This is a genomic window from Hymenobacter terrenus, assembly GCF_000972495.1.
In the GTDB taxonomy this organism is placed as follows: domain Bacteria; phylum Bacteroidota; class Bacteroidia; order Cytophagales; family Hymenobacteraceae; genus Hymenobacter; species Hymenobacter terrenus.
Genome location: NZ_LATM01000009.1, coordinates 130,661 through 152,414, shown reverse-complemented (window position 1 = coordinate 152,414; position 21,754 = coordinate 130,661). Strand labels below are relative to the sequence as shown.

General features: G+C 57.3%; 24 protein-coding genes. 13 read left to right on the top strand and 11 right to left on the bottom strand.

Translation table 11 applies throughout. The features are described from left to right. Positions 1-13 precede the first annotated feature (13 nt). A complete protein-coding gene (locus WX88_RS13550) occupies positions 14-838 on the bottom strand; it encodes an alpha/beta fold hydrolase (RefSeq protein ID WP_046244909.1) in 825 nt (274 codons plus the stop codon). A 459-nt stretch (positions 839-1,297) separates the two neighbouring features. Between WX88_RS13550 and WX88_RS13545 the strand changes: the two genes are divergently transcribed. The 4 genes from WX88_RS13545 to WX88_RS30050 all read left to right on the top strand — a co-directional run bounded on the left by WX88_RS13545 (position 1,298) and on the right by WX88_RS30050 (position 3,841). Then, positions 1,298-1,513, top strand: coding sequence for a hypothetical protein (locus WX88_RS13545; RefSeq protein ID WP_156176114.1), 216 nt, complete (start codon positions 1,298-1,300; stop codon positions 1,511-1,513). After that, positions 1,510-1,917, top strand: coding sequence for a hypothetical protein (locus tag WX88_RS13540; protein WP_046244907.1), 408 nt, complete (start codon positions 1,510-1,512; stop codon positions 1,915-1,917). The genes WX88_RS13545 and WX88_RS13540 overlap by 4 nt, the downstream gene beginning before the upstream one ends. 309 nt (positions 1,918-2,226) lie before the next feature. Next, positions 2,227-2,742, top strand: a complete 516-nt coding sequence (locus WX88_RS13535; RefSeq protein WP_052732673.1) for a DUF4365 domain-containing protein — start codon at positions 2,227-2,229, stop codon at positions 2,740-2,742. A 4-nt stretch (positions 2,743-2,746) separates the two neighbouring features. Continuing rightward, positions 2,747-3,841: a hypothetical protein gene (locus tag WX88_RS30050; protein ID WP_156176113.1), complete on the top strand. Its 1,095-nt coding sequence runs from the start codon at positions 2,747-2,749 to the stop codon at positions 3,839-3,841. A 117-nt stretch (positions 3,842-3,958) separates the two neighbouring features. Here WX88_RS30050 and WX88_RS13530 read toward each other — a convergent pair whose 3' ends face one another. Then, positions 3,959-4,228, bottom strand: coding sequence for a DUF5615 family PIN-like protein (locus WX88_RS13530; RefSeq protein ID WP_197076783.1), 270 nt, complete (start codon positions 4,226-4,228; stop codon positions 3,959-3,961). 71 nt (positions 4,229-4,299) lie between these two features. Next, a complete protein-coding gene (locus WX88_RS13525) occupies positions 4,300-4,524 on the bottom strand; it encodes a DUF433 domain-containing protein (RefSeq protein WP_046244906.1) in 225 nt (74 codons plus the stop codon). Positions 4,525-4,839: 315 nt separating this feature from the next. Here WX88_RS13525 and WX88_RS13520 point away from each other — a divergent pair, with 315 nt between their 5' ends. The 4 genes from WX88_RS13520 to WX88_RS13505 all read left to right on the top strand — a co-directional run bounded on the left by WX88_RS13520 (position 4,840) and on the right by WX88_RS13505 (position 8,231). Beyond that, positions 4,840-5,538, top strand: coding sequence for a hypothetical protein (locus tag WX88_RS13520; protein ID WP_046244905.1), 699 nt, complete (start codon positions 4,840-4,842; stop codon positions 5,536-5,538). A gap of 176 nt (positions 5,539-5,714) precedes the next feature. Next, positions 5,715-6,254, top strand: a complete 540-nt coding sequence (locus WX88_RS13515; protein WP_046244904.1) for a hypothetical protein — start codon at positions 5,715-5,717, stop codon at positions 6,252-6,254. Between the two features lie 122 nt (positions 6,255-6,376). Further along, positions 6,377-7,630, top strand: coding sequence for an AAA family ATPase (locus tag WX88_RS13510; protein WP_046244903.1), 1,254 nt, complete (start codon positions 6,377-6,379; stop codon positions 7,628-7,630). After that, a complete protein-coding gene (locus tag WX88_RS13505; protein ID WP_046244902.1) occupies positions 7,620-8,231 on the top strand; it encodes a DUF4276 family protein in 612 nt (203 codons plus the stop codon). Before WX88_RS13510 ends, WX88_RS13505 begins: the two co-directional genes overlap by 11 nt. 41 nt (positions 8,232-8,272) lie before the next feature. Here the strand turns inward: WX88_RS13505 and WX88_RS13500 are convergent, their stop codons facing one another. Then, positions 8,273-9,607: an NAD(P)/FAD-dependent oxidoreductase gene (locus tag WX88_RS13500; RefSeq protein WP_046244901.1), complete on the bottom strand. Its 1,335-nt coding sequence runs from the start codon at positions 9,605-9,607 to the stop codon at positions 8,273-8,275. Positions 9,608-9,640: 33 nt separating this feature from the next. Between WX88_RS13500 and WX88_RS30045 the strand changes: the two genes are divergently transcribed. Both WX88_RS30045 and WX88_RS13495 read left to right on the top strand, forming a co-directional pair. Next, positions 9,641-9,784 carry a hypothetical protein gene (locus WX88_RS30045; protein WP_156176111.1) on the top strand — a complete coding sequence of 48 codons (144 nt, stop codon included), beginning with the start codon at positions 9,641-9,643 and terminating at the stop codon, positions 9,782-9,784. A gap of 170 nt (positions 9,785-9,954) precedes the next feature. Then, the gene (locus tag WX88_RS13495; RefSeq protein WP_052732672.1) at positions 9,955-10,392 is read left to right on the top strand and encodes a DUF2141 domain-containing protein; all 438 of its coding nucleotides are present in this window, start codon (positions 9,955-9,957) and stop codon (positions 10,390-10,392) included. 158 nt (positions 10,393-10,550) lie between these two features. Here the strand turns inward: WX88_RS13495 and WX88_RS13490 are convergent, their stop codons facing one another. From WX88_RS13490 to WX88_RS13480, 3 genes are all read right to left on the bottom strand, one after another. After that, positions 10,551-11,801, bottom strand: a complete 1,251-nt coding sequence (locus WX88_RS13490) for a glutamate-5-semialdehyde dehydrogenase (protein ID WP_046244900.1) — start codon at positions 11,799-11,801, stop codon at positions 10,551-10,553. Positions 11,802-11,803: 2 nt separating this feature from the next. Next, entirely contained in the window at positions 11,804-12,895 is a 1,092-nt protein-coding gene (gene proB, locus WX88_RS13485) for a glutamate 5-kinase (protein ID WP_046244899.1), read from the bottom strand. A 102-nt stretch (positions 12,896-12,997) separates the two neighbouring features. Then, the gene (locus WX88_RS13480) at positions 12,998-13,996 is read right to left on the bottom strand and encodes an aldo/keto reductase (protein ID WP_046244898.1); all 999 of its coding nucleotides are present in this window, start codon (positions 13,994-13,996) and stop codon (positions 12,998-13,000) included. A gap of 241 nt (positions 13,997-14,237) precedes the next feature. Between WX88_RS13480 and WX88_RS13475 the strand changes: the two genes are divergently transcribed. The 3 genes from WX88_RS13475 to WX88_RS13465 all read left to right on the top strand — a co-directional run bounded on the left by WX88_RS13475 (position 14,238) and on the right by WX88_RS13465 (position 16,240). Further along, positions 14,238-14,729, top strand: a complete 492-nt coding sequence (locus tag WX88_RS13475; RefSeq protein WP_046244897.1) for a YciE/YciF ferroxidase family protein — start codon at positions 14,238-14,240, stop codon at positions 14,727-14,729. 121 nt (positions 14,730-14,850) lie between these two features. After that, positions 14,851-15,348 (top strand): YciE/YciF ferroxidase family protein, encoded by a 498-nt coding sequence (locus WX88_RS13470; protein ID WP_052732671.1) that lies wholly within the window; start codon positions 14,851-14,853, stop codon positions 15,346-15,348. A 199-nt stretch (positions 15,349-15,547) separates the two neighbouring features. Beyond that, entirely contained in the window at positions 15,548-16,240 is a 693-nt protein-coding gene (locus WX88_RS13465; protein ID WP_046244896.1) for a DsbA family oxidoreductase, read from the top strand. A gap of 152 nt (positions 16,241-16,392) precedes the next feature. Here WX88_RS13465 and WX88_RS13460 read toward each other — a convergent pair whose 3' ends face one another. The 4 genes from WX88_RS13460 to mfd all read right to left on the bottom strand — a co-directional run bounded on the left by WX88_RS13460 (position 16,393) and on the right by mfd (position 21,598). Continuing rightward, a complete protein-coding gene (locus tag WX88_RS13460; protein ID WP_046244895.1) occupies positions 16,393-16,851 on the bottom strand; it encodes a GNAT family N-acetyltransferase in 459 nt (152 codons plus the stop codon). Positions 16,852-16,856: 5 nt separating this feature from the next. After that, the gene (locus WX88_RS13455; protein WP_046244894.1) at positions 16,857-17,546 is read right to left on the bottom strand and encodes a DUF6624 domain-containing protein; all 690 of its coding nucleotides are present in this window, start codon (positions 17,544-17,546) and stop codon (positions 16,857-16,859) included. Positions 17,547-17,649: 103 nt separating this feature from the next. Next, positions 17,650-17,991: a hypothetical protein gene (locus tag WX88_RS13450; protein WP_046244893.1), complete on the bottom strand. Its 342-nt coding sequence runs from the start codon at positions 17,989-17,991 to the stop codon at positions 17,650-17,652. Between the two features lie 190 nt (positions 17,992-18,181). Beyond that, complete coding sequence (gene mfd, locus WX88_RS13445; RefSeq protein WP_046244892.1) at positions 18,182-21,598, bottom strand: transcription-repair coupling factor; 3,417 nt, start codon at positions 21,596-21,598, stop codon at positions 18,182-18,184. Positions 21,599-21,754 lie beyond the last annotated feature (156 nt).

Below are 21,754 nucleotides of genomic sequence, written 5' to 3'. Positions count from 1 at the left end.
CTGAGCCAAACCTCTAGGCCAGTTGGTGCAGGAAATTATCTATTGCTGAAATGGTTTCCTGAGGGGCGCTGAGGTGGGGGCAGTGGCCGCCCGTTTCGACTACTACCATGCGGCTGTTGGCCAGGCGGCCGTTGATGTAGTGGCCCACGGCCAGCGGCGCGATAACGTCGTGGGCAGATTGAATAATGAGGGTGGGGATGGTGAGAAAACCCAGTTCGGCGCGGGTGTCGGAGAAGAAGGTGACGCGGGCAAAGTGCCGGGCGATTTCGGGGTTGGTGCGCACGAAGCTGTTGGTGAGTTCCAGCACCAGCTCGGGGTGTTCGGCCTGGCCCATCATGAGGGGCGCGAAGCACTGCGACCAGCCGTAGTAGTCGCCTTCCATGGCGGTCAGTAGCTCGTTGATGTCCTTCTGGTCGAAGCCTCCCTCGTAGCCTGCCTCATTGATGAAGCGGGGGGACGGTGACACCAGCACCATTTTGGCGAAGCGCTGAGGCTCCCGCACGGCGGCCAGTACCCCAATCATGGCCGATACGGAGTGGCCCACGAAGATGACATCGCGCAGGGCCAAGGCGCTCATTACGTCCAGCAGGTCGGTGGCGTGGTCGTTCAGGGTGGCGTGGTTGGTGGCAGTGTAGGCGGCCAGGTCGGAGTTGCCCGCGCCAATCAGGTCGAGCAGTACCACTTGGTACTGGTCTTCGAAGGCGGGGGTTAAAAGGCGCCACATGCTTTGGTCGCCACCCAGGCCGTGCAAAAAGATGATGGCTTGCTTGTCGGAGCCCTCAACCCCTGAGATGGTGGTGTTGCTGCGTTCTAAAATGTTTGTAGAGGAAGGAGTCATAATAAGTCGCACTTATAGGCTAAAGACAATCACTTGTCGCAATTAAAATCTACGGGGCCGCGTCGCAATTTGGATTCAGTGCATGATAAACTTGAATAATGGGTTGAGTAAGGAATATGTTTTAATACTTAACTCATACAGGACAGCCAAGTTCTTACTTTTCGTTATGGCTGGGCTAACTAAATAAATGCCGCTGCTAAAAGGTCGCAGCTAGCCTATGCATGGCGGTGCCCGAATCCTGGAAGCCAGACGAGGTAGGAGCTAATAAATGCGTCTTGCCAACCGGGTGGCCGTGGAGCCCGGTTGGGTGGTGAAAATCGGTCGAAAAGAGCCTCTACGGTGCTATTTTACCCCTAAGCTGGTCGATAACCTTTGCCGAACGGACCCGGTAAAGCCCAGCATACTCTCTCTTTGTGCGTGCTGCTGGTGTGGCTCAGCGCGTGCTCTCCCAGAGTGACCGTGCAACAACAGCCCGGCGTCAACTTTGCCAAATACCGCACGTTTACCTGGGCGGAGACTCAGGTAAAAACCGAAGGCTTTTGCCTGACAACTACTAACGAGCAACGGACAACCAGCCTACTGTTGAACGACTACGTAGTGCCTATCCGAATGGGTGGTCATGGAGGCCGCAGAAAGGACTGGTTTGGCATTAATCCCACCCTGCTCCTAAAATGAAAAAACCGCTCACGTTGCTTTTGGGCGCCGCTGCCCTGGCGAGTTGCGCCAACGGTTACGCTACCGACGTCGGTGACGGGATGACCTTCGCGTGGCGCGACAGCTTCGACTACACAAACATCTATCGGGGCGAGGGCACGGAGCCGGTGATTCCGGGCGGCTGCGATTCGGCCAAATGGAACGACCGCTACGTGCTCACCAAAGGCAAGTACTGGCGCTACTCGGACACCCTTACGTGGCACCTCACTCACGTGCCAACCGACAGCCTCTTTTATTTCGTAGTGGATAAAAAGCGCTACGACGGCCACCAGGAACTCGACCCTGCGCTACACGGCCCCTTGACCCGGCAGGAGCAGGCGGAATGGGAGCGCCGGATTCCGGGCCCGTACCATGTGCCGGAATGAGCAACGCATAAGTATCTTGGGTTGGCTGAGCCATAAATGCAACGTAATATTAGGCTTCCATCAAGTTCACGGTGGAAAAGCAAGCCGCCGAAACCCTGGAGCCCCTGGGTCTGGTGGAGCAAAACCAAGCCGATATGAGTTGCTCGCTGGATAACCCGGAGGGGTGCGAGGTGTGCGGGTGGTAAGGAGAACAATAGCAACTTTATAAAAAGGAGAAGCACCACAGTGCTTCCCCTTTTTTTACGTTAAATAAAGACTAGATTAGCAGCCCCAAACACAGCATGGTATCTACCAACCACTGGGGCGAATATGACCGAGGAGCAAATCAAAGAGCAGCTATCTAGAAACTACCTAGACTTATTGGCAAGTAGAGGTGGTTATAAAAGCTTGGTAGCAAGCTTAGATCATGGAGTAGATGTGACCATCTCCAAGGTTAAAGTGCATGATCGGGGAGGAAAAAGAAGGTTGTTAGACTCAGGTCAATTCATCGATGTGCAACTAAAATGCACATGTGAGGCTAGTATTGTGGCAGGGCCTACGAATATCAAGTACGATTTGGAAGTGAAGTCGTATAACGACTTGATTGACCGGAGGGGCTCTTCTGCGCCTCTTATACTAATAGTAATGGTCTTGCCTGACAACCGTGACTTATGGCTAAGCATAAGGGAGCACGAAATTGCTCTTGCAAAATGCGCTTACTGGTATGTTCCTGAGCAGACCGCCGAATACACAACCAATACCGAATCCATTAGGATTACCATTCCTAAAGCAAATTCACTAAGTCTACAGTTCCTAGATACTAAGTTCAGCGAGTACTACGCCTAAGATTATGGAAAGTCAGTACACTAGCGAAGGTATCATCAGCTTCTTAAGAGGAAGTAATTGGCTTCAAGAAAAAGCCAATAACAAATTTGTTGCTTATCGTGCACCTAACAGCATGATAGATGATTTCGTGTTGACTGTGCCACAGCAACAAGAAGCGAAAAGTAGCATTCATCTTGATAGAATAGTTCGTACTATTTGCGAACTATATAATCTTTCTGATGAAATGGCAGAGACCATGTTCTCAGATAGCGGAAATGGCACATTATCAATACAGATAGTAGATGAGATTACAGCATCAGGTACTATACCATTCCATATTTATGAATCTCATATCCAAGAGCTGAAAAAAATACTTCTGCACAATGCAAGCTTTTGTATCGTGAATGATGCACTAGGTGTTGATGTTCCTGAAGAAGCAGAAACATACTTGAATAAGTGTGAATTTATGCAGACACAAAAAGGTAGCTTCGTTTCAAGAATAAAGCTGCCTGTTGGTCGTATTACTGCACCGCTTATTGGTGTAGAAGCATTGGATTCAAGTGTTATCAATAATAAGCTTGCAGATGTATTGTCATTTGTATTTGAAAAAGTAACGACGGGTATTGTTGCTTTTGATAGGCCTGCTATAGATGAATACTCAAGTTTAATTAATGTTAAGTTGCTTACTGACATTAGCAGTTTCTTGAAAAAGACTAATGCTGAAAGTGTGAACTTTTACTTTAAACCTGAGCAAGACTTTACACGCACTATCCAATCTGGTTGTGTAGATGAAGCTGCTTATGACAACTTGGATAGATACATTGAGTTTGTGGGTAATTCCCTTTCGAGCCCAGTGGAAATATCTAGTTGGGGAAAGGTTGTTGAACTGAAATCTCACAATGTTAAAGGCCAAAGAAAATCAATTGTAGTAAACAGAAATGGCCGCGGAGTATTGCCAATTCATATTAATTCATTAACAAATGACCAATATGAAATTGCGCTAGAAGCTCATAGAAGCAATCGATATATCCGTATTACCGGTAGGGCAGTGCAGAGAAAATATTATTTGCGAATGGTTGAAATAGACACTTTTTCAATACGTGAAATAAGAGCTTCTTAGTCTTTGGGTTAAAAGAGAACCCTAAGCTTCTCCAGCCACTCCGCCCCAGGAGCGGCTGGTTTGTTTTGGAAACCTAAGCTTCTTGAGCCGCGGCGGCCCGGCGGCCCCGGGGCGGCGCTAAGGCCGCAGGTTGCCAATCTCCACGAAGGGCTCCCCGGCTTCCAGCAACTCTATGGCGGCGGGCAGGGTGGCGAGCAGCACTTCTTGCAGGCGCTCATTGGAAGTGTTGCCGCAGGTGAGCCAGATAACCTGGGGTGGCGGGCCGAACAGGTTGAGCAGGTGGCGGAAGTCGGCGTCTTTGGCGAGGACTACGGCCCCGGCGGCTTTAGCAGCCTGGAATATTTCTTCGTCCTCCGCATCGCGTAGGCCTAGTGTACGCAGGGCCACAGCCTCAACGGGGAATTTTCACTTTATCCAGGCTGCGATGAGGAGCGAGAAGTGCGCGTCAATCCAGAGGGTCATGCGGCCAGACGCGGGTAGTCAATTTGGCGGGCGGCGTATTGCAGGGCGGCTTGCAGGTCGGCGGCTTCGAGGTCGGGCATCTCGGCCAGAATCTGCTCGGCCGTGAGGCCAGCGGCGAAGAGTTGAAGCACGTCGGCCACGCGGATGCGCATGCCGCGGATGCAGGGCCGGCCGCCGCACTGGCGCGGGTTGGTGGTGATGCGATGCTGCAAAGATTCCATAGGGCTAAGATACTAGGGTTTCTCCCAGCCGCCCCCGCCCCGGGAGCGGCTGGGGTGGTGTTGGAGGCCCTGGGGCCGCCCCAGCGCCCTACTTGGGTTCCGAGGCAGGCTCTGGGGCGGCCCCAGGCCCGGCCTCGAATCGGAGGAGGGTTCTGGGGCCGCCCCAGGGCCTTCCTGACAACCGGAGTAAGGCGCTGGGGCGGCCCCAGAACCCTCCTCGGAACCCGAGTGGTGCGCTGGGGCACCCGAATAGGCAGGAATATGGATGATACGCTCTACCTTACGGCGCATTATTCACTTAATACCAACTTGTTTATGAGTCCTGAACCTACCGGCACGCCGGCCCCCGACCAATCCGGCAACGAGCCCACCTACACCCCCAACCTGCCCTTCGGCCAGCTGGAACTGGCCACCCTGGCCGTGAGCGCGGCCAACTTCTGGCAAACCTCCGCCCTCGGCGACCTGCTTTGGAAAACCAAAGCCGCGTTTCTGCCCCAGGCGCAGGCCTATTTCGACAGCCTCGACACCGCCGACGCGGCCCGCGACGACCGCGGCCCCCAGGCCCAGCGCCTGCGCACCCTCGACGCCCAGATTGACAAAGCCCTGACCTTTGTGAAAGGCTACCTGGCCGAAGACCACGACGACGAGGCCGACGAAGCCTACTATGCCGAGTTCGGCATCAAGGCCGAGGGCAAAAACCAGCGCCTGCCCGGCGCCCGCCCCGCCCGGGCCAAAGCCCTGGCCAAGCTGGTAGCCGCCATCCACGCCCACGGCTACGACGAGCGCAAGTACGGCAAGGCCTTCTGGGCCCCCATCGCCAAAGAATACGTCGGGCTGGTGGGCGACCGCGCCAAAACCGAAAGCATCGCTGCCGGCGAAACCGGCGAGAAAAACGTGCAGGAAAAGCCCGTGCGCAAGGTGCTCAAGGCCCTCATCAACCTCATCAAGGCCCACTACCCCGACACGTATAAGAACGTGCTGCGCGAGTTCGGTTTCCAGAAGGAAAGCTACTAGGTGCCGGCGGCGGCCCGCTTCGCTAGCCGCTCCCAGGTTCGGGGGCGGCTGGTTTGTTTTTGGGGGGCCGTAAGTTGAGTAGTGGCGTAGCTTTATCCCATGTTTGCAGGCTGCGAAATCATGGGGATATGGGAATGAATGCCTTACTTAGTTTCTCCATCTCTCATCCCCTGCCCATGACGCCCGACCCTGCTCCCGACCACATTGTAATCGGTATTTACGCCGATGGCGCCATGCTGCCGTTTGTGCTCTCCTCGACGCACATGGCCCTGCAAATTCTCAGCAACGAGCTGTTCGATTTCGACCTGAAAACCGCCGTGCTGGCCCGGGGGCTGTTGGAGCCGGCGGCGTTGCAGGCGTTGCACACCACCGGCCGGGCCCTGCTCGATGCCCTGCCCGCCACCCAAGCACCTGCCGACACCCCGAGCGACGACGACCGGCCAACCTGGGACCTGACGCTCGCCGACGCCATTGCGGTGGCCACGGCCAGCGACTTCATGGCATCGGCCTACCTCACCTCGTTTGGCGAAGAAATGCGCGCCGTGCAGGTCGACCACAACGGCATACCCGCTGCGGCCTACGATGCCCAGCTGCATGAGACGCTGGGCTATCTGGCCCGCTTCCAGGCCGAGTGGGGGGAGCTGTTTGGGGAGTATGCCGGCTACCAGGCCCGCATGGCCGAACTGGCGGAGCTGCGGGCCGAGTTCGTAGGGTAGGGCGTAGCGCGGCCTTGTAGTCCGCGTTCCCGAACGTTAATCGTTGAATCGGCGCGGGGGTGCGAACTACAGTGTTCGCGCTACGGCCCGGGGGCCTTACTTTGTGGAAAACTCTGCTACTTATGCACACTCGCGCCCAGGCTCCGGCCGTGCCCCGCCTCACGTACCTGCGCATTAAAAACTACCGCGCCCTCCGCGACGTGGAGTTTCGCGACCTCACGCCGCTCACGGTGTTCATCGGACCGAATGGCAGCGGGAAATCCACGGTGCTGGATGCCCTGGATTTTCTGGCGGAGGCAGTGCGGGGGAATTTGGTGGGGGCGTGGGAGAAACGGAACCGATTTGCGGGAATGCGGACGCGGGGGAGTGAGGGGAATATTGAGTTTGAGGTAGAAATTTATTTTGACAATAAAACCCCTCATCTGCATTATAAGATTGTCCTCGACGAAAGCAATGCAACAGCATTTGTTGCAGATGAAGTATTAAGCTTGGTGGATGCTAATTTGGAGCGCCTTTTTTATCTAGACCGCTCAGCCGTCAATCATCCGCGATATGAAGGTTTCGAAAATATAGAAAAGGTCAATGGCTACTTTGATAACATAGGAAACAGTTATATCAACGCGAAATCGAGGTCGTTACTTTCTTCTGCGTTAGTCACTGCTGAAACAATTCAGCAGCCTTGGGCACTTGCTTTGTGGGTTGCGAATGTTCTTTCCTCCTACCGCTACGTCCACCTCACCGACGACCACCTGAAAGGTTACTCCGACGCTGGGCCGCGCGAAAAGCTCTCGCCCAACGGCGACAACCTGCCCAACGTCCTCTATCACCTGCACACCAAGCACCCGGACGTATTAGCCAACATCACGGCGCAAATGCGGGGCTGGGTGCCGGGGCTGGCCGACATCGTGCCGGAAATAACTTCTGATGAGCGGTTGCTGCTGCGTTTCAGGGATGGGCCGTTTGAGAAGCCGCTGCCGGCGCAGTACATGTCGGACGGCACCATGCGGCTGGCGGCCCTGCTCACGCTGCTCTATGAGCCGAACGCGGCGGGGCTGCTGGGCCTGGAGGAGCCGGAGAATGAGCTGCACCCGCGCCTCCTGACCCGGCTGGCGGAGGAATTGATGAAAGCCACTGAGACGCGACAGCTGCTCATGGCCACGCATTCGCCATTTCTGCTCGATTCCTTCGAACCGGAGCAAGTCTGGATTTTGCACCGCGGGCCGGATGGCTACACCCAAGCTACGCGCACGGCCGACATTCCCCATGTGAAGCAGATGGTGGAGGACGGCTCGCCGCTGGGCTACTTGTGGACCAGCAATTTCTTTACCGTTGGCGACCCGCTGACCTCTCGAAACGCGGCGCCCGATGCACGTTGAGTTCTTGCTGGAGGAGCCTTCCGCCGAAGCCGCGCTGAGCCAATTGCTGCCCCGGCTGCTGTGGGCAGAAGATACGTGGCGCTGTGTGCCGCACCGGGGCAAAGCCGCCTTGCTGGGTCGTTTGCCAGCCCTGCTGAAATCATACGCTAGCCGAATGGCGCACGACCCCAGCTTACGCGTGGTGGTGCTGATGGATGCCGACGCGGACTGCGTGAAGGCTAAAACAGAATTGGAAAGATTGGTTGCTGCCGCACACCTGCTCACCAAAACTACTGCCCCGACCGACCAGCCCTTTCGGGTGTTAACCCGGTTGGCAGTGGCGGAGCTGGAAGCGTGGTTTCTGGGCGACCGGGAAGCCATCAGTGCAGCTTACCCTCGAATACATGCCAACCATTTTAAGGGAGTTTATCGGGAAGGCCATTCCGATGATGTATTAGACGCTTGGGAAACCCTGCACCGAATTTTGCGCAAGGGCGGATATTATCCAACCCAATACCTCAAAAGAGAAGTAGCAGAACAGATAGCCTCGTGCCTCGACCCTGCGCGAAATACGTCCGCCAGCTTTCGCTGTTTCTGCGAAGGACTAGCTGCTTTGCGCTAACGTAGTGTAATGGTCACTCCCGGACTAAAAGTCCGGGCTACTCACACTATCGCCTTGCCCTCTTCCATATCGGCGGACACTAGTGGCGACTTGGTTTTGCCGATGATGTAGCGCAGGCCCTTGTCGAAGCTGAAGTAGCTCCACGTCCAGCCCAGCAGCACCATGATGCGGTTGCGGAAGCCGACCAGGGAAATGACGTGCACGGCGCTCCAGGCCAGCCAAGCCACGAAGCCTTGCAGGTGGTATTCTTTGCCGAAGAGTTTGATGTCGGCCACGGCGTGGTTGCGGCCGATGGTTGCCATGGAGCCTTTGTCGTCGTATTTGAAGGGGCGCAAGGGCTGTCGGGCCAGCAGGCGGGCGATGTTTTCGCCCAGCAAGCGGCCTTGTTGCAGGGCCGGTTGGGCCACCATGGGGTGGCCGTCGGGGTAGTCGGGGCCAGCCATGGCGGCGATGTCGCCAACGGCGAAGACGTTCTCGTAGCCCAGCACGCGGTTGTACTCGTCCACGCAGTAGCGGTTGCTGGGCAGCAGGCACGCCGGGTCGAGGCCGGCGATGGGCGCACCCGTGACGCCCGCTGCCCAGATGAGGGTGCGGGTAATAAGCTTCTGGCCGGTACTGAGCGTGACGGTGTAGCCGTCGTACGACTTCACGCGGGCATCGAGCCACACCTGCACCTTAAACTTTTTCAGCGATTCCAGCGCCTGTTCCGAGGCATTGGCCGACATGCCCTTGAGCAGCACCGGTCCGCTCTGGACGAGGTGAATGTCCATTTCCTTGAAATCCAGCTCGCGGTAGTCGCGGGGGAAAACGTGCTTGCGCAGCTCGCTCAGAGCCCCGGCCAGCTCCACGCCGGTGGGGCCGCCGCCCACAATTACAAAGTCGAGCAGGCTGTTGAGCTGCTCCCGGTCGCCGAGCTGCAAGGCCTGTTCGAAGTTGGAGAGCACGGTGTTGCGCAGCTCCAGCGCGTCCTCCACGCTCTTGATGGCAATGGAATTCTTCGCCATCTCCGCGTCGCCGAAGAAGTTGGACGTGGCGCCGGTGGCCAGCACTAAGTAGTCGTAGCGCAGCCGCCCGATGGAGGTTTCCACCACTTGCTCGGCGGGGTTCACGGCCATCACCTCGGCCAGCCGGAAGTAGAAATTTTTCTGCTCGCTCAGAATCTTGCGAAACGGTGCCACGATGTCGCCCTCATCGAGCCCGGCCGTGGCCACCTGGTAAAGCAGCGGCTGAAAAGCATGGTAGTTCTGTTTATCAATCAGCACCACCTGCACCGGGGCGTTGGCCAGCGCCTTGGCCAACTCCAGCCCGGCAAAACCTCCCCCCACAATCACGACACGCGGCTTGCCGAGGTCGTCTATTTTCGTTAACCCTTCCATGCGGTAAAGATGCGGCACCGGACGGCACCTTTCATGGTGCTGCTTTACCGGGTTTTGGGCGGCGGGGTTGTCTGGGTTGCGGCGCGCCGCCATTCACGGGCTTTCGGTGATTGGTTTGTTGAAGGAGAGGTCGGCATCATTCTGGTGGTGCGGGCCAGAGCCGGCGAACAGTCGTAGCTCAGCGTCATCTTCGAGTGCCGTCAACTGCCTAAGTCAGTTTCTTACTGAAACGAGGTCAGACGGCTGAGTTTCAGCCGTAGTCTAAACCAGTTGTTATCGAAATCTTTCCAACATGGGCCGCGTTGGGGCCGTACTTATTCTTTAGCTACTTATTCCTTGTTTTGTTTATGAAAGCACTGTCCTTTTGCTGCTTCCTGCTTGGTGCTAACCTGCTCAGTGCGGCTACTCCCGTGGTCGAAACCACATCCGTGACGGTGGTTGTCTCCTCGCTGGTGTCTACCACCTCTACTGTGCGGCTATTCTTCTACAACACCCGCGAGGGATTTTTGAAAAACGGTAAATGGGCCTATTCTAAAACGGTGAAGTCCGAAGGCCGCCGCGAGTTTACGCTGCCCATGGAATTGCCCAAGGGCGAATGGGCCGTAGTCATCACCCAGGACCTCAACAACAACGAGAAACTTGACACAAACTTCATCGGCATCCCGACGGAGCCCTATGGTTTCTCCAATAACATCCGTCCCACCATGGCCGCACCCAAGTTTGATGAGTGCAAGTTCCTGGTTGACAAGCCGGGCAAAGTTGTCAACATCGTCCTGAAGAAGTAAGCCGCGGGCTGTTGATGCTGCTCCGCAGTTACGCGCTCCGTGCCGAGCTGCGGCGCGGTATCGGGAACAAGGCTAGCCGTCAGTCAGCTCGGAATGAGGGTGGCCCGCGTCTCAGCCGCTCCACCAGTATCACGGCAGGCAAAGGGCGCGGCGCGGCGTTATGACGTCCGAATTTGGCCATTGCCACGCACCAGCCACTTGTAGCTCGTCAGCTCTTCTAAGGCCATGGGGCCACGGGCGTGCAGCTTTTGGGTGCTAATCCCAATCTCGGCCCCCAGCCCAAACTGCGCCCCGTCGGTGAAGGCAGTAGAGGCGTTGGCGTAGACGGCGGCGGCATCCACCGTGTTGAGGAAGGTTTCGAGGTTGGCGGCATCTTCCGATACAATGGCCTCGCTGTGTTTCGAGCCATGCTCGGCAATGTGGTCCAGCGCCTCCGGCAGCGAGCCCACCGTTTTAACTGCCATTTTCAGCGATAGAAACTCGGTGCCAAAGTGCGCGGCCGTAGCCGGGGCCAGCAGCGCGGCCGGGTAGCGGTCGGCGAGCACGGTGTGGGCCGGCTCATCGGCAAAAAGCTGCACCCCGGCCGCCGCCAGCGGCGCCAGCAGCGCGGGCAAATCAGCCAGCCTTCGCTCGTGAATCAGCAGGCAGTCGAGCGCATTGCAGACGCTCACTCGGCGGGTTTTGGCGTTGTGAATGATGGCCTGGCCCTTGGTTAAGTCACCGGTTTCATCAAAAAACGTGTGCACGATGCCCGCGCCGGTTTCAATAACCGGCACCCGGGCATTTTCCCGCACATAGCTGATGAGCTGTTGGCTGCCGCGCGGAATCAGCACGTCCACGTAGCCCACGGCCGCGAGTAGGGCGGCCGTCGCGGCCCGGTCGAGCGGCAGGAGTGTGGCCACGGCGGCGGGCAGGCCGTGGCGCTCTAGCACGGGCCGGGCCACCGCCAGCAGCGCAGCATTGGAAAACGCCGCGTCGGAGCCGCCTTTCAGTAGGCAGGCGTTGCCGGTTTTCAGGCACAGCGCCAAGCTGTCGAAGGTCACGTTGGGCCGCGCCTCGTAGATGATGCCCACCACGCCTAGCGGGACGCGCACCTTGCTTAAATGCAGGCCATTCGGTCGCTCCGTTTCGGTAATTATTTGGCCTAGAGGCGAGGGCAGGGCGGCCATGTTGCGCAGGTCGTCGGCCATGCCGCGCAGGCGCTCAGCACTGAGGCGTAGGCGGTCGTGGTTCGGGTTGGTTTCCGGCATCAGGGCCAAGTCCCGGGCGTTTTCGGTTAGCAGGAACGGCGTTTGAGCTTCGGTGGCGTCGGCCAGCTCGTGCAACAGTGCGTTGGTGGCGGCGGGGGCGAAGGCGGCCAGCGCGCGGCTAGCCTGCCGGGTGGCTTCAAAAGTAGGGCGCAGCTCCACGGTCAGGCAGGAGTAGGGATGAGAAACAGGTAGTCATAATGCACCAGCGGGCGTTGATGCTGCTGGCCCAGGCGCTCCAGGGCTTTGTCAGAACCGTATTCGGCAATGCCCAGCCCCAGCAGGTGCCCGCTTTCGTCGGTCAGGCGCACAATATCTCCCTTGCGAAAAGCGCCTTCAATAGCCACCACGCCCACCGGCAGCAAGCTGCTGGCTCTGCCGGCCGCCGTGAGGACTGCTCGCGCCCCGGCGTTCACGCGCACTTCCGCCTTGGCCGAATCCTGCGAGTTAGCCAGCCATTTCTTCTTGCCCGAGGCTGTTTTGCTGGGCTGAAACCAGGTGTGCGTCGCTGTTTGGGCCAGTACGGCGGGCAGGATGTCGGTCGTCTTGCCGTTGGCAATGTGCACGCTGATGCCCAGCTTGGCTACTTTGTGGGCCATGTGGCACTTGGTGAGCATACCGCCGCGCCCAAACTGGGAGCGTTGCGCCGTCACGAAATTGGCAAAGCCGGTAGCCGTGGGCGTAATCTCGGGGATGAGGCGGGAGCCGGGCAGCCGCGGGTCACCGTCGAAAATTCCATCCACGTTGGTAAGAATAATCAGCGCGTCGGCGTCGAGCTGCGCGGCAATCAGCCCGGCCAGCTCGTCGTTGTCAGTGAACATCAGCTCCGTGACGGAGATGACATCGTTCTCATTTACAATGGGGATAACCTCGCGCTGCAACAGCTCCTGAAAGCAGTTGCGCATGTTGAGGTAGTGCTGCCGGTCGCGGAAATCTTCCTTGGTCACCAGCACCTGGGCACACAGCAGCCCATGCTGCCCAAACAGCTCGGCGTAGGTGCTCAGCAGTTTCACCTGGCCCACGGCGGCCAGCAGCTGGCGGCTACGCACGGCATCAGCCTTCGCGGATACCGTAATAAGGCTGCGCCCCGCCGCCACCGCCCCCGACGATACCACGATGACTTCCAGCCCCTGCGCTTTCAACCCGGCAATCTGCGTTACCAAGTGCTCCATCCGAGCTAGGTCGGGCAAGCCATTGTCCTGAGTGAGGACGTTAGAACCGATTTTGACTACGAGTCGACGGTATGAGAGGGACATGGGGGCAAAGATAGCAGCCCACCCCTGGCCCGCTTAAAGCGCAAAGGCTTCAGAGAGGGGGAGCCGAACGAGCCAAAACCGAGCAAGTGGTGTGGGCTGGGGTCATGCCTTTGCCGGCTGCAGCTCCGCCAGCTGCTTGTTGATGAAATCAACTTCCTCAAACGTCAGTTTAAAATCTATAGCCCGGGCGTTTTGCACGGCCTGCTCGGGGTTGCGGGCACCCACCAGCGCTACTGTAATGCCGGGCTGCGCCAGCGTCCAGCGGAGCACGAGCTGGCCCAGGGTAGCGTTTTTGGTTTCGGCCAGGGGACGAATTTTGTTCAGCATGGCGTTGATGTGGGTCACGCTTTCGGGATTGAACAGGGCGTGGCTGGCGCGCAAATCACCTTCACCAAACTGCTGGTTGGGTTTCATCTTGCCAGTGAGCAAGCCTAGCTGGAGCGGGCTATACGCCAGAATTGCCTTGTTGTGTTCGATGCAGTAGGGCACGACATCGGCCTCAATGCCCCGCCGCAGCATGCTGTACGTTACCTGGTTCGAAACGATGTTCAGCGTGCGTTCGGCTTCCTGCATCTGGGCCACGGAGTAGTTGCTGACGCCGCCAGCCCGCACCTTGCCTTGCTCGATGAGGCGACTCAGAGCTTCCATCGTCTCGTCGATGGGAGTGGTGACGTCGGGCCAGTGCTGCTGGTAGAGGTCAATGTAGTCGGTGCCGAGGCGGCGCAGGCTGTCCTCGCACTCCTTGATGATGCTGTCTCGGCCGGCATACTTGTACACGTCGATGTCCTGGCCATTGTTGTTCTTGGTTTTCATGGCAAAGTCGCCCTTGGCTAGGTCCCAGCGCATGCCGAATTTGGTGAGCACCTGCACCTTGTCGCGGGGCAGGCTTTTGATGGCTTCGCCCACAATTTGCTCACTTAGGCCCTGCCCGTAAATGGGTGCCGTGTCGATGCTGGTTACGCCCAGGTCGTAGCTGGCGTGAATGGCCCCCACGGCGTCGTTTTGTTCGGTGCCGCCCCACATCCAGCCACCGGCCGCCCAGCTGCCAAAAGTGATGCGCGAAATAGTAACGCCAGAGTTGCCTAATTCTTGAAATTCCATGGGTGCTTGGGTTGAAAAAGAGGGAGAACAAGCCCGGAATAAGTGGGCCCATCGCGAGCGTGGCTAACTACGATGCCCGGCCGAAGGTTGCGCCTCGGCACCCGGCAAAAAAGCCCTTATGCTGCAAGCTGCACCGCAGAAAAAAAAAGCGGCTGATTCCTATGACGTAAAAATTAATCCATCAACTTCGGGCTTGTTGGCTCGTAGCCCTATTATCTTTTCCACTAAATCACAAACCATTATGGCCCAGATTAAAGATCTCCGCGACCTGCTCTGCCACGAAGTCCAGGCGCTGTACAGTGCCGAAAACCTCATCACCGCCGGTCTGCCCCGCATGATTGAGAATGCCAGCAGCCCCGAGCTGAAGCAAGCTTTCCAGACCCACCTAAGCGAAACCGAAAGCCAAATTGAGCGGCTGGAAGAAGTGGCTGACATCCTCGAAGTGGATCCTGACGGCGACAAGAATGTCGGCATGGCCGGCATCATCGCCGAAGGCGAAAAAGTGATGCACAAAGACGCCACTCCCGAAGCCCTAGACGCCGCCCTCATTTGCGCCGCCCAGAAAGTGGAGCACTACGAAATTGCCGGCTACGGCACGGCCGTGTACCTGGCTCAGGAGCTAGGATTTGAGTCGGCCGCCCGCATTCTGGAAAGCATCCTTGACGAGGAAAAAAAGACCAACGAAATCCTGAATTCCCTGGCCAAAAACCTGGTGAATCCTATGGCAGAGTAAAGCTCGGCTTTAACCAAATGCGGGCTTCTCACGCCGGGAGGCCCGCATTTGTATTTAGCCCGTTGCCACCAGTAAGCTTCTCTATTATATCCTATTCATTCCCACCCTTATTTTCTTTCCCATGACTGAGTTGAAGACCATGCGCGACCTGCTCGTGCACGACATCCAGATGATGTACAATGCCGAAAAACTGGGGCTCGAAAGCCACGCGCTGCTCGTCGAAAAAGCCAGCGACCCCCAGCTAAAAGCCGCCTTCGAGCGCCACGGCGTAGAAACCCAGCAGCAAGTAGCCCGGCTTGAGCAAATCATGAACACCCTGGAGGTGAAACCCAGCCGGGAAGCCAATTCCGCCATGAAAGGCCTCCTGACCGACTGCGAAAAGCTGACGCGTAAAGAATCGACCCCTGAAGTGCTGGATGCCATGCTCATCGCTGCGGCCCAGAAAATGGAGCACTTCGAAATTGCCTGCTACGGCACCGCCGTGCGCATGACCGAAGACATGGGCATGACTCAGGCCGCCGAACTGCTGCGCCAGACGCTGGAAGAAGAAAAGAAGACCGACGAAATCCTCAACGACTTGGCCACGCAGCGCGTCAACGCCAAGGCGGAGATGATGTAAGGCCGCGGCAGCCATTGTCTGGTAGCCAAGGCTGTTTGCCAGAGCCCGATTACCCCGGCTCTCCTGTTTGGTCCTTGAACGCACTGTTCTGGCGACCAAACCGGATGGGCGGGGTACTTACGTTATAAAGAAGCAGCTTCTAAACCTTTTAGCGGACTTGAATAGTTGTACCTACATCAATCAACCCCGCTGCTTCACCATGAAAGTTGAAATCTGGTCCGATATCGTTTGCCCCTTCTGCTACATCGGCAAGCGCCGCTTTGAGCAGGCTTTACAGAAGTTTCCTCATGCCGATAAGGTAGAAGTCGTGTGGCGCAGCTTCGAACTCAACCCGAACTACCAGCCGGTGCCCGGCCGCAATACCTACGAGTCGCTAGCCAACAATAAGGGCGTCTCGCTGGCCCAGGCCAGGGAAATGACCAACCACGTAACCACCGTGGCCAAAGAAGTAGGCCTGCGGTACGACTTCGACCGCGCCGTGCCCACCAACACTTTTCTGGGCCACCAGCTCATCCACCTAGCCGCCAAGCATGGCCAACAGGATGCCGCTAAAGAGCGTCTCATGGCCGCCTACTACACCGAAGGCCAGAATTTGAATGAAATAGATACCTTGGTAAATCTGGCCGCTGAAGTCGGCCTTGACGCCGAGGAAGCCCGCACCGCCCTCACCACCGGCGCCTACGCCGAGGCCGTCCGCTACGACGAATACCAGGCCCAGCAAATCAACGTCCGCGGGGTACCATTCTTTGTGTTCGAAGACAAATACGCCGTATCAGGCGCCCAGCCCACCGAGCTTTTTGCCGAAGTCCTAGAAAAGGTCTGGGACGAGTTCAGACCCGCCCCCGTGCTGCTAACTGATGGACCGGCCTGTGGCCCGGAGGGCTGCGATTAATCTTTGCTTATCTCCAGTTGCTTGATGTGCCCAACCCAGGAGGAGCCCGGAACCTGCACAATAGGATATAAATTAAAAAAGCCCGCTCAGCGGGCTTTTTTGTTGACTACAAGTAGCGCGCAACCGGTACATCCTCGTTTTTGGAGAGGTGGTCAGGGGGTGAGGTTTCGCAGCATTGGAATGTGCGGAATCCCATCCTCCACGTACATCGGGCCGCTTTGTTCATATCCGAATGTGTTGTAAAACTGCTCCAGGTGCTGCTGCGCGCCAATTTTATTAGGCTGCGCACCAAAAAGCGCATCCGAGTGCGCCAAGGCCTGCCGCATCAGTTCGCGGCCCAGGCCGTAGTGGCGATACTGCTGCGCCACCACTACCCGCCCGATACTAGCCTCCGCATAGCACTTGCCGGCATCGAAGAGCCGGGCATAGGCCACCAACTCACCCGCGTCGTTGTAGCCCAGCAAATGATAGGCCTCCAGGTCCTGGCGGTCGATGTCCTGAAAAGCGCAGTTTTGCTCTACGACAAACACCTCGGCGCGCAGGCGAAGCACATCATAGAGAATCAGGGGTGGAAAAGCCTCAAAGGGCAGGCAATGCCAGCGAATCGTCATAACAGTTACTTTTTAGGCATTTTAGCAACGTCTTCCAGCGTCACAATGCGGTATTCAATGCCCAGGCCGGCCGCATTTTGCTCCACGGTGGTCTTGAAGCCGGCCTTTTGGCGCCGCTGGTTCACTTGCTGTGGGTTCTTGATAGGCCAAATGAAGGGTGCCTGAGGCTCGCGCCGGCCAGTGGTGGGGTTGGTCACGGTGTACCCGAGGGCCTGGGTGCCATATAGCTGCTCCTTGCCGTCGCGCAGCAACTGGCGGTCCAGCATCTGGCCGTATAAGTAAGAGGGCAGTTCGCCTTTATTAGCGGCTTTTTTGATGAGTGGTAGGTAAGCCTTAATATCCTTCGAGTGCTGGATGACGTACCAAGTGGCCTCGTTGGTAGGTTCGCCTACTAAAGACTTGCCAGGGTAGCCGTGCTGCTTCAGAATAGCTCTCACTCGGACCTGATTGGTCGAATCAGTTTGCAACATCCGGCGGGAAATATATCCAGTGAGGTCCTTCCGGGGCACCCCCAGCACCGCAGCTAGTGAGTCGGACCGTCGGCTGATGCGTGGGTCAAACAGCATACTCCGCCACCGCTGGTCAACGGTATATATGCTGTCCAACTCTCGTTTCAGGCCGGTGTTGAGCCCGGTTTGGCCAACTGCCGACAGGGCGGCCGACGCCAATAACAACAACAGGATAAGAACTCGCATACGCAGCAGAAAAGGGCAGGAGGAGGACCGACGCGGTCAAAAATAAGCCCGGCCCGTCGCTGCTGCGACGGGCCGGCTTCAATCCAATGGTGTACGGAGCGTCTTATTTCTTCGGGGCCGGCGAATTATTCGAGCCTTTGCTGACGCTTTCGATGTTGCTGCTGCCAGTAGCGCCACCCTGGACCGCCGACTTGGCCGTCGAGCTAGAGCGCGAGGCCCGGGTCGGGCCCGTGGCGGGGGCCGTGTTGATGGGCTTCCCGGTGCGCTGCCCCTTGGCCGGTGAAGTGTTGGGCGCTACGGTGATAGGGCTGGCAGCTGGGCTGGCCGAGGTATGAGTGGATGCGCGCTCAGCCGCCGAGCTGGAGCCCTCCCGAGAGCGTGGCGTTTGCGCCGAAGCGGCGCTATTGCCAGCCGCCAGAGCGGCCAGGATGAGGAGCTTTTTCATAAAAACTGAATTTGAAATGCGGAAAGTAATAATATCCTTTACGGCATTTAGCCTCCAACCGTTCCTGAAAAAGCTACTGTTCAGCCTCGCGCGGTTTTGTCCTTTGTGTATCGGGCGACGCCATACTAACCCCAAAACTGCTCTAGGCTCGCCTCTCTTTCGGAAAGGGGCCGGGGGTGGGGTTCTTCACCTACGCCGCCACCGCTTCCTCACTGCTCAACTCACTCAGCACCCGCTTGGCCTGCTGAATGGAGCGCACTTCCTCAAACGTCACAATTAGTTGCTCCTTCTTCTCCTTCAGGTTAGCCGTGCGCGGGTGGGTCTGCACGTAGTTGAGAATTGTCCCGAACTGCTCACCCTGGAAGTAAGCCTTGTGGTCGTCATCAGCTGGCAGGAAACCCTTTAGCGTATCGCGCTTGAGCGTGATTTTGGTGAAGCCCACCTTACATGCCTGCCAGCGCAGTCGCACGATGTCGGCCAACTGCTCCACTTCCGGCGGCAGGGGACCGAACCGGTCCGTCATGCTAGCCAGCAACTTACTCAGTTCCTCGGGCTTCTGGGCGCGGTCGAGCTTGGCGTAGAGCTGCAAGCGCTCCGACACGTTGCTCACGTACTTTTCGGGGATGAGGACCTGCTGGTCAGTCTCCACGTTGCAGTCCTGATTGCGGCCCGCGCCGGCCGCCTGCTGCAGGCGTTGCTGGCTGTTGGCATCGCCGAAGAATAAGTCGCGGAATTCTGTTTCCTTTAATTCCTGCACCGCCTCATCCAGAATCTGGTGGTAGGTTTCGTAGCCCAGGTCGTTGATGAAGCCGCTCTGCTCGCCGCCCAGCAGGTTGCCCGCGCCCCGAATGTCGAGGTCGCGCATAGCTACGTTGAAGCCCGCCCCCAGGTCCGAAAACTCCTCTAATGTGCTCAGGCGCTTACGGGCATCAGCCGGCAGCTGCGCCACGGGCGGCGTCAGGAGGTAACAGTAGGCCTTGCGGTTGGAACGGCCCACACGGCCGCGCATCTGGTGCAAGTCACTCAGGCCAGCCAGGTGAGCGCGGTTGATAATGATGGTGTTGGCGTTGGGAATGTCGAGGCCGCTTTCGATGATGTTGGTCGAAACCAGCACATCGTACTCACCCTCCACAAATTTCATCATGCGCTTTTCCAGCATCTCGCCGTCCATTTGCCCATGGGCATAGGTGATTTTTGCATCCGGCACCAAGCGTAGAATCGTGGCCGCCATCTCCTCAATGTCCTTCACGCGGTTGTGCACGAAAAATACCTGTCCGCCACGCTTCAACTCCCGCGCCACCGCGTCGCGAATCAGCGCTTCGTCGTACACATGCAGCTCTGTTTGCACCGGCTGCCGGTTGGGCGGCGGCGTGGCAATCACGCTCAGGTCGCGCGCGCCCATCAGTGAGAAATGCAGCGTCCGCGGTATCGGCGTGGCCGAGAGTGTGAGCGTATCCACGTTCACCTTCAGTTCCTTCAGCTTATCCTTGGTCTTGACACCGAACTTCTGCTCTTCGTCAATAATTAGCAGGCCCAGGTCTTTAAACTTAATGTCCTTATTCGTGAGCCGGTGCGTGCCAATCAGGATATCGGTTTTTCCCTCGGCCACCCGCTGCAATGTTTCCTTGATCTGCTTAGTCGACTTGAATCGGTTGATGTACTCCACCGTCACTGGCAGCGTCGCCAGCCGGTCGCGAAAGGTCTTGTAGTGCTGCATCGCCAAAATGGTCGTCGGTACCAGCACGGCCGCCTGCTTGCCATCGGCCACGGCCTTAAATGCCGCCCGAATCGCCACTTCCGTCTTGCCAAAGCCCACATCGCCACACACCAGCCGGTCCATGGGGTGGGGCTGCTGCATGTCTTGCTTCACGTCCTCGGTGGCCTTGGCCTGGTCGGGCGTGTCCTCGTAAATGAAGCTCGATTCCAACTCCGCCTGCAAAAAGCCGTCGGGTGAAAATGCGAAGCCCGGCGCCGTCTTCCGCTTGGCATACAGCCGGATAAGGTCGGCTGCAATGTCCTTTACCTTCTTCTTGATCGACTTCTTCTTATTTTCCCACTCCGGCGAGCCCAGCTTGCTCATGGTCGGCGGCGAGCCCTCCGCGCCGCTGTATTTAGCAATCTTGTGCAGCGAGTGAATACTGACCGTCAGCAAGTCATCATCCCGATAAACCAGGCGAATGGCCTCCTGAATCTGCCCGTTGATTTCCACCTGCGTCAGCCCCGCGAAGCGGGCAATGCCGTAGTCCTGGTGCGTCACGTAGTCACCCGGTTGCAGGGTCTTTAGCTCGCGGAGCGTCAGCGCTTTTTTCTTCGAGAATTTCCGCGTTTCCTGCGTCCGGTAATACCGCTCGAATAATTGATGGTCGGTATAAACGGCTAGCTCAAGCTGCTCATCCACATAGCCTTCGCGCAAGGCCAGCAGCAAGTGTTGAAATTTAACGTTGTTATCTAACTCATCGAATATGGTCCGTAGTCGGTCGGCCTGCCGCACGGTATCAGCGGTAATTATCGTGGTTAAATTACGCTGCTGGTTCTCCTTCAGGTTCTTCACCATCCGCTCAAACTCCTTATTGAAACTCGGCTGCGGCTTGGCACTAAACTGAAAAGCGTCGGCGTTTTTAAAGTGAAACCGCTTGCCAAATTCCACCACGGCAAACTCGTCGAGCAGCTTCTTGAAATTCTTGGCAGACTCAAATAAATCGGCCGGCTTACTCACGATTTGCATGCCCCCCGCCTCACTCAGCAACTGCTGAAAATTGGCTTCCGCTTTTTCAAATAAGTCCGTCACCACGTCCAGTGTCTGCCGCACATCCTTCATCCAAATACAAGCCGTGCGGGGCAGAAAATCGAAGAACGCCTCGCGGGTTTCCTGCAACATCTTTGTCTGCACATTGGGAATGATGCTGATGCTCGGCCGCGGCTCTACCGACAATTGCGTTTCCGGATTGAAGGTGCGAATGCTCTCTATTTCATCGCCGAATAATTCAAGGCGGAATGGCAGTTCATTAGCGTAGCTAAACACGTCCACAATGCCCCCGCGCACGGCGTACTGGCCAGCTTCATAGACAAAATCCGTCTTCTCGAAATCATACTCACCCAGCAATTCACCCAGGAAATTCACGTCCAGCTTATCGCCCACCTTCGCGTTGAACGTATTCTTAACCAGGCTCTGCCGATTAATTACTTTCTCGCTCAGTGCCTCCGGATACGTTACGATAAACACACTATTGCCAGCCGCAGCGCGCGTCGTGTTCAACCGGTTCAGGGCTTCGGCGCGCATCAGCACGTTGGCGTTTTCTGTCTCGTCAAATTGGTAGGGTCGCTTATACGAGCTGGGAAACAGTAAGACCTCGGGCCCTTCCGGCAGCAAATGCTGTAAATCGGACAAGAAATAAGCCGCCTCATCCTTGTCGTGCAAAATAAACACGTGCGGGTGCTGCCCGTGGGCCACGGCGGCAGCTACCACGGCATCTAGGCTACCCACGAGGCCGCGCAGGTGCAAGCGCAAGCTGCTGGGGTCGGGCTTGGCAGCACCACGCAAGCGCGAGGCCAGGGTTTGCAGCTCGGGCGAGAGGCGGTATAGGCGAAGAAAATCAGCTACTTGCACAGGAAGGTTTTACTGGTGCGGGACAAATGCAGTAGCCCGGCCGGGATAGTCTCCGGTCGGGCGGCGGCTAAGGATACAGCAGAGACCACGGGAAGGTTTCCGGCGCGCACGTAGCTTCGCGGATGGTTGCCAGCTGTTCGTTATTAATTTTTAGAA